This is a genomic window from Nocardia pseudovaccinii, from assembly GCF_050942345.1.
In the GTDB taxonomy this organism is placed as follows: Bacteria; Actinomycetota; Actinomycetes; order Mycobacteriales; family Mycobacteriaceae; genus Nocardia; species Nocardia pseudovaccinii.
The window spans coordinates 6,240,779-6,254,768 of the sequence record NZ_CP192074.1; the positions used below are offsets into that span (position 1 = coordinate 6,240,779).

The window sequence follows — 13,990 nt, forward strand, 5'->3', positions numbered from 1 at the left end:
TGCGCGCGCAGCCCGTCTGCTACAGCGGGGCGATCTGTTCACCCATTATTTAGCCGACCACAAGAAGCCGGACAGGTGCCACCACCGATCGGGCCGTCGGCGGGTGCGCGATCACGACGACGGGTCCACCTGGCAGCGGCAGGGTTTCGATGGTCACCGTGGTGTTGGTGAGCTGTTTGCCCACCACCGAGCTGGTCAGGGTCATCTGCTGGCAGCGGTGGGCGACCGTGCACCACAGGTGTGTCTTGATCATGACTACGAGCTCCCTCAGCGGTTCGGGTCGAATGGTTCGGTACCGAGCACGAGCACGAGTCCGGCAATGCCGGAATGTGTTCGGGCGTAAGTGAGTTCGTGGTTGATATCGCCGATGTTGTTGACGATGGGCAACGCGAAGCCCAGCGTCGACAGGGTGCCGAGGGCGCGGCCCGCACGATCGAGGAAGGCACTGCCGCTGTCGCCGGGAATCCCGGGAGTCGGGGAATTCAGTGCGTGGCTCCAGCCACCGTCGGCCGGATCGGCGGCCCGGCTGATGCCGGTCTGCGGGGACAGTCCGGCCAGTCCGCCACGCAGGCTCGAGTTGCCGTAGCTGTAGACGCGGTCCCCGGTGTTCGCGCCGGTGGTGTTGATATCGACGGGGCCACCCCAGTACGGCAGGCTCGGGTTGACCTCGGCCACATCCCCGGGAGCGAGCTTCACCAACGCGAAGTCGTTGTAGGCGCAGGTATTTCGGTCCTTTTCGCCTTCCGCCCGCATCGTCAGCCAACTGCTGTAGACGAGTTCACCGGTGGCGATCACCTCCCCCTTGGACATCGGTGTCCCGGCACGGTTGATGGTCACCGGTGTGCCCAGCGGCAGGCTGGCGGCGCTGCAGCCGTTTGTCTCGTTGCTTTCCCGGGTACTCGCGCAATGCGCGGCCTGGCCGAGATAGACATTGCCGGAATCGTCGACGAATACGTAGTTCGCGGTGCACTGCCCGGAGCCCTGCGTGTAGGTCTGCACCCCGGGCTTGATCGCGGCCGACGTGGCCGACGCCCATGGGTGCCCCGCCTGGTCAGCGGCGACGGTCATCCCCGCGGCACCGCCAACGGACGGCTGCGTCGACACCGGCGATGCGTTGTCATCCCCGGATCCGCTGTCACATCCGGCGACCAGAAATGCGCCGGTGGCGATCAGGGCGACAGATGCGGGAATCGCGAATGCACGGCGAATACTGAACGGTTGCATAGGGATACGGCTCCTTTGTGTGGTGGGGTTACTGCGCGGGTGTCCGGTTGTGTGGCGCGTGCAGTAAGGCGCCGAGGGCAGCGACGGCAACGATGACCGCGACCGCGATCAGCGAGGCGGACAGACCGTCGATGAACGCCGACCGAACCGCCCCCGCCAGCGCCTCCCCCTGCGGACCGAGACGGGTCGCCACCTGCAACCCCGCGGCCGCGGACGATTCGACCGCATGCGCGGCCTCGGGCGGAACCTGGTCGAGCGGTGGCAGCGACGATTTGTAGTGGCTGCTGAACACCGAACCCATCAAGGCGATCCCGACCGCTGCACCGACTTCGCGCGTGGCGTCGTTCATCGCCGAGGCGACTCCCTGCTGGTCCGCGCGCAACGACCCGACGATGACCGCGGTGCCCGCCGCACTCGTCGAACCGATGCCCAAACCCGCGACGACGAGGCCGCCGAGGAAGGGCAAGTACCCGGAGTCGGTGTGCAGGAACGACAGTGCGAAAAGCCCGCCCGCGAGCAGCAAGAGCCCGACGCTCAGCACGGCCTTGACGCCGACGCTCTTGGTCAGCCGCGGCGTGAGAGCACTGACCGGCATGACCACAACGGCGATCGGGATCAGCGCCACCGCACTCTTCAGAGCGTTGTAACCGAGGATCAACTGCAGGTATTGCAAGCCGACGAAGAAGAACCCGAAGACCGCCATGAACTGGACCAGGATGGTGACCGCACCGGCACGGAAGCCGCGGATACCGAACAGTCGCGGGTCCAGCAGCGCATGGTGGTTGCGGAATCCGAGGAATGCGTAGATGGCCAAGGCGACGGCGGAAACGACGAAGCTGCCGATCACCTTGCCGCTGGTCCAACCGGCCTCGCTGCCCTCGATGATCCCGTATACCAGCGCGCCGATCGCGACCGCACTGGTCCACGCACCCGGATGGTCGAGTGGGCGGCGTTCTTCGTCACGCGTGTTCGGCGCCAACGCGATTGCCAGCAGACCGCCGATCACCGCGACAGCAGCGCTGGCGACGAAAATCGAACGCCAACTCCATATTTCGAGCAGTCCACCGGCCGCGAGGAGCCCGATAATGGCACCGGCGGCGGCGAAACCGGACCACACCGCAACCCCACGGTCGCGCTGGGTGGGCGGAAAAGCCGCGGTGATCGTCGACAGCGTGCCGGGCATGATCATCGCCGCGCCTATGCCCATGACGATGCGCCAGGCGATGAGCGTGCTGGTCGTATCGGTGAATGCCGCGGCAGCCGAGCCGAGGGCGAAGACAACGGCGCCTGCGATCAGGACATTGCGGCGGCCGAGCCGATCGCCGAGCGCACCGATCGGCAGCACCAACGCGGCCAGCGCGACGGTGTAGGCGTCGGCGATCCACGTCAGCGCGGTCGTCGAGGCCGACAGGTCCACCGCCAAATCCGGCATCGCCAGGTTGACCGCCGAGACCGACGCGACCACGAGCACCAGGCACGTGCACATCGCCACGAGAATCCCACCGGTTCCGGCGCGCCCGGCCGCGACGGCGGCCGATTCGCTGTCCAATGCTGATCCACTCATCGTTACTCCTGGTAAACCGACCTTTCGGGCCGGTAATCGAGGTCGGTCGAAGCTTTGACTCCGCGTTGGCGCAGTGCCGCGGTTACCGCTTTAAGGTGTGCCGCACCACGTCTATTGACGATATCGTCAGTCATGAGCACACTATCAGTCAAGGTTGATGACGAAAACGTCATCAATGACCGTCACCACACTGGAGTCCCGAATGTTCCGTCGACGATCGACAGAAATCACCGAATCCGATCGGCCGACCGCGCCACGCTCGCGGAAGCTACGAACCGTCCTCGTGAGCCTCGGCGTCGTCACCGCGCTCACCGCGGCAGGCGTCGGGCCGGCCGAGATCTACTACCGGCACGAAACGCAACGCTGCGTCGCCGCACAGGTGGAAAACGACCTGGGCTCCGACGGCACCGTGCATTTCGGTCCGAAACCACTGCTGATCACCCGTTTAGACAACCGGATCCGCTACGTCATCGTCGACAGCGACGACGCCCGCTTCGGCCCCGCCGTCGACATGCGGGTGCACGCACGACTGAACGACATCGAACTCAGCGACGGCGCCCGCAGCGCCACCGTCGGCAACAGCACCGCCGATGCCACCTGGAGCAACGACGGCATCGCGAAAACGTTGCGCGGCTTGGTATCCGGAATCACCTCGGACCCGAGCACCGGCACCATCGACGTCACCGCGCTCGGCGGCCTGGCCCACCTCCAGCTACGTCCATACGTCGTCGACCACAAGATCCACATCGATACCGTCTCCACCCGCGGCATTCCAACCGACCTGACCGGAAACGTCATCGACATCATCACCGAAAGCCTGCAGAGCTACCCGCTGAATCTGCAGGCCGACGAACTGAAAGTCACCGGAACCGGCATCACAGTCCACCTCACCGGCGGCCACACCACCTTGGAAGCAAGCTCGGGCAGCTGCTGATCATGCCCCGGAATAGTCGCCGCCAGGGTGACAGCCCACTTCGGGTGAGGCCGAACGGAATGCACACACGTGGCTATCGTGTGACGTCGCCCCAGATCAGTTTGGCGAGTTGGTCGCGGTCGGCGGCGTCGAGTTTGGTGCAGGCCCGGTAGATGTGGCCTTCGACGGTGCGTACCGAGACGAACAGCCGCTCGGCGATCTGGCGGTTGGACAGCCCGCGCGCGATGAGGGCGGTGATCTCACGTTCACGGTCGGTGATCGGCAAGGGGTGGGCAGCGGATGCGATGGCGGGGGTGGTCGCTCCGTCGCACCGGGCGGCGAGGTCGAGGGCGCGGGCCGCGGCCTGGGCGCTGAGCCGGCGTTGGCCCGCGTGGTCATGGATCGGTACCGCTTGCGCGGCGGCGTCGGCGGCTGCCAGTAGCAGTCCGGCGCTTTCGAATTCGACACTGACCGCGGAAAGCGCACGCGTGTCGGAGTTTTCGAAGGCGGCGGCGTGGCGGGCGTAGATCGCCACTACCGGTCCCTGCACGCGGTCGGCCAGTGCGGCCAGCCGTGCGGCGAGGGTTCGGTCGCCGAATCGGGTGGCGTGGTGCAGGGCTTCGGCTTCCAATGCGTACTGGCCCGCGGTGTGAGCGATGGCTGCTGCCTGACGGGCGAGTTCGACCGCGGAATGCTGACTGCCGGAGCCCGCCGCCAGCCATGCGCGGGCGATCATGCGTTGCGGTTCGTGCAGGGCCAGGTGCGGTCCGGTGTATTCCTCGGCCTCGCCGAGGACCCGTTCGGCTTGCTGGGAGTCGCCCAGCGCCGCATAGGCGCGGGCCAGAATCAGCTGCGCAGGCAGTTTCCAGGGTAGTGAGGTTTCGGCGTTGAGTGCGGCGAGGGCTTGTTCGAACGAGGTGATCGCCTCGCGGAAGCGGCCACGGTAGGTGGCTACGACACCGCCCGCGATTTTGGCGATTGCCCAGCCGAGAAACTGTGCGGAGGAGGAGAACTCGCTGTATTCCGTGGCCCGCTGCTCGGCGAGGTCGAGTTCGCCGATGATCGTCAGTGACAGCACGTCGCCGTAGCGCACCATGACCCGGATCATGCCGTCGGTGTTTTTCTGCTGCGCCCGGCTGCGGGCCGCGATCGGTGCGAAGTCGGCGCCACGCCCGGCGACCGGCATCGCCAGGCCGAGGGCGAACGCGGCCCAGTCGACAGCTTGTTTCGGGGAGTTCGCGTCGGCGAGAACAGCTTCGGCGCCCTCGATGCCGACCGCGATTTTGTTCTCGTGTATCGCCATGGTGGCGTTCACGGCATCGATGATGAGGCGCAGCGCGGGATGCTCGACGTGGTCGCCGAGCAGATCCATTATTTCATGGCCGCGTTCGACATCGCCCACACACCAGAACAGCAGGCTGGCTCGCGGAACACCCCATTGGACGAGTTGAAGTTGATCGAGGCGGTCGGGATCGAAGTCGGCGAGGATCTTGTCCGCTTCCTGTGGTCGGCCCTGCCACAGCAGGGCGCGGGAGAGTACCTCGGCTGCGGGCAGCCCGCCGTCGCGCTCGCATGCGGCACGCGCGAGGCGTTCGCCCAGCGGCAGATTGGACAGGGCGACAGCGTCTTTGGCGGCGGTGATCAACAGGTCGTTGTCGATGGGCTGGGCGCTGTCGATGCACAGTTGTGCCAGTCTGATGCGATGGGCAGCGGTACTCAGATCCTGCTCGCGCAGCCGCTCGACGATGCGGCCCCGCCGCTTGCGTGCAGCGGCCGTGCCGATTCGGCGGCGCACCACGTCACCGAGCAGCGGGTGGCTGAAGCAGGCGCTCACAGACCGGCCGTCGCGGCTGGTGCGTATCAGGCCGGAGATCTCGGCGGCGTCCACGGCATCCTCGCCGACGAGGTCGGTGAGGACGTCGATGTCGAGTGGCTCATAGAGGGCCAGCATCTTCAAGGTCTCCAGGACCGGCTCGCCCACCCGGGCGAGCCTGCCGTCGAGCAGAGCCACCAGCCCGGCGGGCACCGCGGCGGGTCCGCGTAGTTGCCAGACCCCGTTGACTTCGGTCAAGGTGCCCGCCTCGACCGCACCTTCGACCATATTGCGCAGGAAGAGGGGGTTTCCGCCCGATGACTCCCACATGACGTCGGCGCTGAGGCCTTCCAGGGTGCCGCTCAGGACGGTCTCGACCAGAGCGACGCACTGCCGTTTGGTCAGTGGTTCCAGTTCGACGCGTTCGAGGTAGCCGTCCTTCCACAGCGAAGTGACCGCATCGGGGACGGGTTCACCGGAGCGGACGGTGGCCACGATAGGAGCTGCGCGGTCGACGGCGATCTGGTGCAGCAGGGTCGCCGAGAGCTGGTCGAGCAGGTACGCGTCGTCGACGCCGATCACGGTGTTTTGTTGGACGAGTAGGTTTTCCCTGGCCGAGCAGAGCAGTGCGATGGGATCGCGAGACGCGGTCGGGGCGACCCACGGCGCGAATACACCCAGCGGAATAGCCTGGGACGACTCGGTACAAGCCGCCCACCGGACGGGGGTGCCCAGTGCCGAGGTCACGAGTCGGGCGAGGGTGGTCTTGCCGACCCCGGCGGCACCGACGAGCACGACACCGCCGACATCGCCGCTCGTCAACGCCGTGCGAACGGCCTCGTATTCGACGGGACGATCGAGCAGTTGCCAGCGCTCCCCCATGAGCAACAATTCTAGATCTTGCCCGCCGGTGCTGCGACGGGTTTTCGCTGGCGAGCGCACTGCCTCGGTACCGGACCGGACTCCTGCCACCGATGGCGCGGGCGGCGCGGTGGTCATTGTGGAAGTTGGTCGGGGGTGGGTTCGAGTCGGGGGGCGTTGTTGACGTTGTGACGGTAGTTGCTGGAAGCTTCGTACACGCGCTGCTTGAGCCGGTTGATCGACCCCAATGGCCGGTGGGCCTGCAGACCGCGCCAGGAATTGAACGACAACACGTCGTCACCGAAGGCGCGCCGTTGCGGGGTGTAGGGGTCCTGGCGGTCGAAGCGGACGGTCGCGACCGTCCGGTGTGGTGAGTCGGCTTCGGGCCATTCGACGGTGGCATCCTCGATCGGCATGGTGTCGAGGTCGGTGCACAGCTGCACGCGCAGCTCGTATTCGGCGCTGTGGCAGGCGAAGAAGTCGACGATCATGTCCTGGTGCGCGTTGATGCCCGCGTCGTGGTCCACCGGTTGACCCGTCAGGGCGCTGACTTCCGGTGAAACCGGGGTGTAGAGGATCTTCGCGATGTAGTCGCCGTAGCGCAGAGGTGCCGAGGAATAGAACGTCTCGCCCAGGATGTGGGTGTTGGGCCGTACGAACACGCCCAGGTTGGGTGGCAGAGGAAGTCCGATACGCCGCAACACGTGCGCGTCGAGCGCGGAAAGGACGGTACTGCCCGTGTGCAGGGCGGGATCCGGCAACCGGGCCAGCACCCACGCGGTGGGCATGCCCCGGGTGTAGTAGGCGTGGGCGTCGGCGAACAGGAATTCACGGTGGGTGACCATGATGAAGTCCTGGGTGGTGGCCTCGTCGCCGGGCAGTGCGCGCGGCCCGTCCACGCCGAGCACCTTGATTCCCAGCCCGCGCACGCCGCGCAGCTGGTCGCTGCGGATTACACCGGAGGTGCTCGACAGCCGGGCGACGACCGGATAGGTAGCCGGGGTGGCGAACAAGCCCTGGGCCAGTTCGGGTGGCAGGCCGGGGTGAACGGTGAGTTCACCGCGCAGGATGCCGTGACTCTTGGCGTGTGCGTCACGCAGTCCGTGCTTGTGCTTGCGATAGGCGCGTTCGTTGTTGCTGCGCAGCACCGCGATGATCCTGTCGATGTCGCGGTCTTCGTCGGGCCGGGGCCGTTCGAGGTCGTCGCGGTAGCGAAGATAGGAGCGGGTGATCGTGCGCGGTGCGGTCAGGTCGGTCATCGCGGGCGTTTCCTTTCCTGCTCACGCAGCGGGCCGACGCTGCGCCACGGAGCGAACGGGTTGGCGACACCGTCGAGCGCGGGCGCCAAAGTGGGAAAGTGACGCAGCAGGACGCTGCGCATGGTGTTGTCGCGGACCCATGCCATACCGGCCTCGGTGTAGATCTCGGGACGGAAGTCGGTGGTGAAGAACCGGTCACCCGACAACCGCCGCGAGGCCATCAGCACGAACACGCGGAATGCGGTATCGCTGAAACCGAATCCGGGCGGTTTGGGCTCGGCGAGGAGACCGATCATGAGATCGACATCTTCCACATCGCCGTAGACCCGCTCGAGTTCACGCGCCCACACCGCGTTGTCGGTCAACTCGTCGAACGAGGTGGCGGGTGGCAGCCGCAGTTGGCGGCGGAACTCGTTGTAGCGCGGTACTCCTCGTTCACGGACCCGTAGGATGTCCACCGTCGCGAGATCCATCAGCGGGTGGCCGGGGCGGGCGAGTTTCTGCAGGTGCACCGGATAGTTGTGCAGGGTCAGCGCACCGGGGTTGGCACGGCCGAACGAGTAGAACAACGCATCCATCGGCGTCTCGGCCAGACGCTCGCGGATGTGGGCGACCCCCAGATCGGGTAACTCGTGCTCGGCGACGACACTGTCGTCGGCCAGGCTGCGGACCACGAAGTCGTCGGGGATGAGGGGATGCATCCGGTACACGGCGACGAATTCCTCGGTCAGCGAATACGGGACGCCGTGGTCATCGGTGGCGGATCCGGGTATGCCGCACAACACTTCGTTGCCGCTGAGGCGACCGAACCGGCGAGCGATTCGCTCCCCGAGGATGCCGAACCAGTTGGCGCGCATGGCGGCGACGGTGGTGGGATGGGCGATGATGGCCGGTGTCCAGTCGATGGTGTGGATCTTGGCGATCAATGCCGAGTTGACCAGACGGGCGGTGTTGTAGAGCTGCTCGTCGCTCATATCGGGGTAGCGGCGGGCCAGGCGCTCGCAGATCGCATTGTGTTCGCGCATGAACAGCGAATGCAACAGAGCGAGTCCGACCCAGGCATTGGCCGCCGTGCCGGACAGGTCGAGCAGACCTTCCACGTCCAGCGGCGGTAGTCCCACTTCGTCGACCTGGAGTCGCCCTTTCTCCCTGGTCCGCAGCGCTGCGGCGAATTTTGGTGTGCTGCCGTAGATCTGGGAGGCATCCCACCAATGGGATTCCTGGGTCGTGTAAGTCGGGGGGTCCTCGGGTTCGGGGCTGGGGACCGTGGGGGTGCGCGGGACCGTCATGGGCGGCACCGGCCACGGATCCAGATCGGTCAACGGAATCGTCCATGGCTCGGTATCGCTGTCACCGTGGCTGAGCCAATCGTGGACCTCGAACTGAATCCAGGCCGCCGCCAGCAGATTCAACGTGGTCGCAGGCTGAAATCGGTCGCGGGTCAACAGATCCCGGCTGATGAGCCGCGGATTGGGTTCCATTATCCGGTCGGAATCTTCCGGGTAGGTGTACTCCAGCGGGATGTTGCGACCGAACCGGCAGCCGACCGAGCCCGTGCGGGGCTCGGCGAGAGTGTTGTAGGTCCCGTCGACGGTTCGTGCGTGCAGATGCTCGCCGACAGCAGACCCGTCGGCGGGCAACGGTCCGTCCGGATGAGGACCGGTGTCGAAGAGATTCTCGGCGCGCAGGCGGCTGCGCAAGCCGACCAGGACGGCCAACCCCAGCGGCGTGGGCAACCTGAACCAGCCGACACCGCGATCGAGCGCCTCGGCGACCGCGACCAACAGCCGGGTGACGGGCGGCAGGCGACGCGACGACGGTGGATCGGTCACCGGTGGTGGAATTGTCGACTTTTCGCTGACCATGACGAACCTCCGCGTGGCTGGCGCGAGCTGCGACGCGCCAAGATCGAATTCGAATGCCAGTCTCCGGGGCGACCGGACACCAGTCGCGAGTAGTCGACTACGCCAAACCCGATCGCCGCAGCAGAAGTGCCGATCCTTCACGACCGCGACACTTTCCTGTAGCTGCGCCTACCGCCGGGCGAGCCGTTCGGTTCCGAGCAATCCGGGCTCTTACTCCCTGTACGCCGCCGACGTCGCACGGCAGACGCACGCAATCGGGTAGCGCGGTACGCGCGCCGACCCGCCCCGGTTGGACCACGCTGTCTTCGATGGTGCTGCCGGACAGCGGGAGGATCCGCGGCAACTGCGAGAAAGGGGCGCTCGGGTGATCACTCCGATTGAGATCAAGATCAACCTCGACGGCGACGTCGCGGAGGCACTGACCCGGCTGGAGTGCACGAGCCGACCTGCCATCGAACGTCGCATCTGGTTCGCCGAGCCCCGTCCCAACGGCCTCTACACAGCGCCGACACTGCTTTCGAGCCGAATCGTCATCCGGTTACGCAGCGGCGAGACCGACGACCTGACCGTCAAACTGCGCCCCTGCCTGCCATCGCAACTGGTCGGCAGATGGACCGCCTCCTTCACCGACGACGCACTGCGATACCGCATCGAAGAAGACTGGAACGCGGAACGCCGCGTCCTGTCCGCCTCGGCAGTCAGTGACCGACCGGCCGGATCCCTGCGCGACGCGACAGTGCTCGGCGCCGACGTCACCACCGTCCTGGACACCGCCCAGCGCCAACTCCTGGTGAGCTGCACCCCTCCGGGGGTAGCAGTCGATCGCCTCCTGGCCATGGGCCCCATCGCGTCGACGAAGTGGACGAAGGTGCACGTGGGCGGTCTGCACGTCGATGCCGAACGCTGGACCATCGCCGACCTCGACCTACTCGAGCTTTCCCTGAGAGTCACTCCCGAACACGGTGAGTCACACCACGAGGTACGAAACCGCGCCCTCCATCGGCAGCGTAAATTCGAGGCCGCGGTTCGTCGACGTGGTCTGCACATCGCGACCGGCGATACCAAGACCCAGCAGGTGCTCGCCGCGTTGACAGCGCGAACAATCCGGTAGTCCAGCCGGACGCTGCTGAATCCACCGCGCGAGTTGGACAAAATCGCGGGGATGGAGTAGCTGAATACGCTAGCTCGACATTGCTACCCAGCGGACGATGGCTTTGCGCAGGAACAGAATTCACACCTTCATAAGGAAGCCCGACGGCGACACTTTCCGGGAATTCGATGTGGCATTCCCATAAGGTTCGGTGGCCACGACAACGACGACGTGGCCGCACCGCACCGCCCAACACCCGCTTACGCCAAGAGTCCACACGACCGCGGATCGCGCACGGCCGGACCGCCCCACGTCGACGATTGCGCCTGGTATCAACGAGCGCAATTGTCGATATGTTTCACCAGAGCGCTTTCGGCCTCTGCATGAACGCATCAGAGGCTCAACTGGGTCGAGTCAATTTCCGTTCCGCGAACTGGAATAGGGGCGGTCCGTCGAGTATCGCGCTGTTCCGGGTGCCGATCCGTCAGCAGGTGGTGGGTGCGGGCTCGCCGAGAATCCGGGCGTTCAGCCAGGTCAGCACCTCGGGGGCACCGATCACCGCAGCCGACAGATGCTCGAATGCGGGCACTTGCAGCGTCTGCACCTGCACCCCGGCCGCACACCAGCGGCTATCGACATGGTCGATCGCTTCGATCGGAATCAGGGGGTCGGTCGGCGAATGCCATTCGAACACCGGTATTTCCGGCACCCCATCGTAGAATTCCAGACTGTTCTCCCTCAATACCACCCGAGCTTCAGGGAGGGCAGCAGTCGGGGTGCTGGCGAGGTATTCGCGGGCGCTGCCGCCGACACCGGTAACGAGGATCTGGTTGGTGCAACTGTTGGCCATGGCGTCTCGGACCGCCAAGCCGCGCTTGTTGAGATACCTGCTGACCGGCATCCGCTGCGGGTACTCCCGCTCCAGGCCGATCGCCGCCGCCATGGCCAGCCCGAAGGCCGGATGCGTCTCCATGCCCACCGCCTCCGCCATTATCTCCATGTTCATCGGAGCACCGCCGATGGCCGCACCCGCAAGCTCCAGTTCCGGTGCGTACGACGGCTGCAGCGCAGCTGCCCATCCGGTGGCCATGCCCCCGCCGGAGTAACCGGCCAGCACCACCCGGCTGTGCTGCACGGCGAGTTCGGGCAGCCGTTTCACCGCGCGGACACCGTCCAATACGATCTGGCCGCCCAAACGCGCAGCGCCGAAAGCGAAGTTCGGGCCGAGATGATCCGGCAGCGCGACACTCCAGCCCTGCGCCAGCGCCGCGTTCAAAATCGACGCCGTCGCCACCAGATTCGGATCGCCGCTGTACAGCTGGTGTGATACCGCGCAGGCGGTGCCGAGCGCATTGATGAAGTGCTGATACGACAGCAGCGGCCCGTCGGGCTGATGGCCGAAGGGGGTAAGGATCGTGGTGGTCGCCGCGATCGGCGCGCCCTGAGAGTTGGTGGAGCGGAATGAGACCAGCGTTACGGTGGCGCCGGGAAAGAGGATCACGGGAGGCAACGCCCGCACGTCGAGCACATCACCAGGCCGGTGCGCCGCCAGATCCGCCGGTGCGGCGAAGAACGGGTCCGGATCGGGCTGCGGATACAACGGTTCTGCGGTTGCCGTCGTCGCCAGCAGCAGCCCGAGTGCCACGCTACCGAGCGCACTCAGGATTCGTAGCGAACCACTGCGCCTGCTGCGGAGAAAGCGAAGAAACCGACGAGTCACGACCATGACCTCCATGGGTAGTTCACGGCATTCGTTTGACCAGCAAGTCCGAGCTCACGTGCGACCTTATCGGCAAACTTCCAGCGATATGCTGAAAATAGCCGATGCGCTGGGAAAATAGCATTGGGCACTCGATTGTGGCAAACCTCGGCGTCGGTGCGGCGGGGTCGGGATCGTGTACCCGCGACAGCCATTCGGACAGCCGGGACCTTTGCGATCGGCCATCGCCGCTGGCACACGCCAGAAGCCGGGGCATCGCCGGCTGAATCGGCGACCGTCAGCCGAGGTAACCACCGAGTTGACAGGTGCCTATTGCACCTTGTAGCTCTGGCCGGTGTCACTACCGACTAGTCAGCGGAGCTGCGGCGGGATAACGCAGAACACAAGCGCGCCAACACAATTCTGCGCCGTGCTCGCCGAACTCGGTTGCCGGATCGCGCTCACCATCGGTGGGAAGGGTCAGGCGATGGTCCTGGACGAGTATTGGATTAATACCTCACCAAGAAACTAGCTGCCGGAATTTGCGTGAAACCGATGATCTGGCATCCCGTACCAGGGGCGACCATGCTCACAAATACCCGCACATCCCCAGGAGACGCAACGAGAGCCGGAGCATCCTACGAGCCGGACGTGCACCTCCGAATCAACCTGCGCGGAGTGATCTTGGACTTCATTGCCCGGGCCAGCGCAGCCGCACAGTTCATCGAGGACCACAAGACCCACCATTATGTCGACGCTGTTTCGGTAATCCCGGGCGACGTGCGCGGCCTCCCGCGGCTGCCCAACGAGGAGCTATATGTCGGGCCGTAGAACTCTGTGGGCCGCAGGCCTGCGTTCGGTATGGTTGCCGGACCGACCTGATCGATCGCACGTCGGCCCCGGGGGTCAGCAAGGAGTTCGCCGTGGTTACGCCACATCAACCCGAATCGTTTCCGCCGCAAGGGAATTACCCCAATCCGCAAGGGTACCCGTATCCGCAGCAGCGTCCGGAATATCCGCCGCCCGGGTTCGGTGCACCGCCGAGAACGGGCGCCTCACCGCTGGACTGGGGCACCGCGGGACTTCTCGTACTGTCCGCGATTCTCATGGGAATCTGGCGATTCACCAACGACTACCTCGATTTCGGTGACCACATCCCGTTCCTGCTCACAGCCGCGATCGCCGTGGTGGCGGCCATCATCCTGATGACCGGCGCCGGCGCCAGGAACGGCGCTTTTCGTGCCCTCGCCGCCGTGGCCGCGGGGGCGCTCTTCGCCCCGGGTCTCTCGTTCGTGGTCAGCATGGCGCAGCACTCGGAATTCGCCGAGGCCAAAGATTTCGCCCTCGCCATTCCCGCCGCGCTACTCGCCCTGGGCGCGTCGGTGACGGCAATCATCGCCTCGGCCCGATCGTCCGCGCCGCGCACCCCGGCCCCGCCGCGGTGGCAACAACCACCCGCCCAACAACCACCCGGCCAATACCCGCAGCACCAGTACCCACCGCACTCCTCCTGGCCGCCGAGATAGTCCTTCCCAGAAGCCGACCTGGTCGGCCATTGACTCCGGTGTCGCCTCGGCCGCACCGGCGTCGGCACCTTGCCGATCTGGGTGGGTGATGACCGCGAGCTTGCCCGCCTGCGGATCCAGTACGTCGCGGGCGCGCGTACTGCATCCGTAGTACGCGCAACGGCCTTCACTCGCAC

At 65.8% G+C, this 13,990-nt stretch carries 11 protein-coding genes; 4 read left to right on the forward strand and 7 right to left on the reverse strand.

The features are described 5' to 3' along the window. Nucleotides 1-49: 49 nt before the first annotated feature. Genes ACQPZ2_RS28205 through ACQPZ2_RS28215 form a run of 3 tightly spaced genes read right to left on the reverse strand, consistent with a single transcriptional unit; the run spans nt 50 to nt 2,788 of the window. Entirely contained in the window at nt 50-253 is a 204-nt protein-coding gene (locus ACQPZ2_RS28205) for a hypothetical protein (protein WP_433521225.1), read from the reverse strand. Nucleotides 254-267: 14 nt separating this feature from the next. Continuing rightward, nucleotides 268-1,224 (reverse strand): hypothetical protein, encoded by a 957-nt coding sequence (locus ACQPZ2_RS28210; protein WP_433521226.1) that lies wholly within the window; start codon nt 1,222-1,224, stop codon nt 268-270. A gap of 28 nt (nt 1,225-1,252) precedes the next feature. Next, a complete protein-coding gene (locus ACQPZ2_RS28215) occupies nt 1,253-2,788 on the reverse strand; it encodes an MFS transporter (protein ID WP_433521227.1) in 1,536 nt (511 codons plus the stop codon). 283 nt (nt 2,789-3,071) lie between these two features. Here ACQPZ2_RS28215 and ACQPZ2_RS28220 point away from each other — a divergent pair, with 283 nt between their 5' ends. Beyond that, nucleotides 3,072-3,722, forward strand: coding sequence for an LmeA family phospholipid-binding protein (locus tag ACQPZ2_RS28220; protein ID WP_433521228.1), 651 nt, complete (start codon nt 3,072-3,074; stop codon nt 3,720-3,722). Between the two features lie 73 nt (nt 3,723-3,795). Here the strand turns inward: ACQPZ2_RS28220 and ACQPZ2_RS28225 are convergent, their stop codons facing one another. From ACQPZ2_RS28225 to ACQPZ2_RS28235, 3 genes are all read right to left on the reverse strand, one after another. After that, a complete protein-coding gene (locus ACQPZ2_RS28225; protein WP_433521229.1) occupies nt 3,796-6,396 on the reverse strand; it encodes a LuxR C-terminal-related transcriptional regulator in 2,601 nt (866 codons plus the stop codon). Between the two features lie 113 nt (nt 6,397-6,509). Then, on the reverse strand, nt 6,510-7,634 hold the full coding sequence (locus ACQPZ2_RS28230; RefSeq protein WP_433521230.1) for a catalase family protein: 1,125 nt from the start codon (nt 7,632-7,634) through the stop codon (nt 6,510-6,512). Beyond that, complete coding sequence (locus tag ACQPZ2_RS28235; RefSeq protein WP_433521231.1) at nt 7,631-9,499, reverse strand: peroxidase family protein; 1,869 nt, start codon at nt 9,497-9,499, stop codon at nt 7,631-7,633. Before ACQPZ2_RS28235 ends, ACQPZ2_RS28230 begins: the two co-directional genes overlap by 4 nt. A gap of 364 nt (nt 9,500-9,863) precedes the next feature. On the opposite strand from ACQPZ2_RS28235, the gene ACQPZ2_RS28240 reads away from it, so the two are divergent. Next, on the forward strand, nt 9,864-10,610 hold the full coding sequence (locus tag ACQPZ2_RS28240; RefSeq protein WP_433521232.1) for a hypothetical protein: 747 nt from the start codon (nt 9,864-9,866) through the stop codon (nt 10,608-10,610). A gap of 463 nt (nt 10,611-11,073) precedes the next feature. Here ACQPZ2_RS28240 and ACQPZ2_RS28245 read toward each other — a convergent pair whose 3' ends face one another. Further along, complete coding sequence (locus ACQPZ2_RS28245; protein ID WP_433521233.1) at nt 11,074-12,315, reverse strand: lipase family protein; 1,242 nt, start codon at nt 12,313-12,315, stop codon at nt 11,074-11,076. 624 nt (nt 12,316-12,939) lie between these two features. Between ACQPZ2_RS28245 and ACQPZ2_RS28250 the strand changes: the two genes are divergently transcribed. Further along, nucleotides 12,940-13,119: a hypothetical protein gene (locus tag ACQPZ2_RS28250; protein ID WP_433521234.1), complete on the forward strand. Its 180-nt coding sequence runs from the start codon at nt 12,940-12,942 to the stop codon at nt 13,117-13,119. 92 nt (nt 13,120-13,211) lie between these two features. Beyond that, nucleotides 13,212-13,814 carry a hypothetical protein gene (locus ACQPZ2_RS28255; RefSeq protein ID WP_433521235.1) on the forward strand — a complete coding sequence of 201 codons (603 nt, stop codon included), beginning with the start codon at nt 13,212-13,214 and terminating at the stop codon, nt 13,812-13,814. The last annotated feature ends 176 nt before the right edge of the window (nt 13,815-13,990 follow it).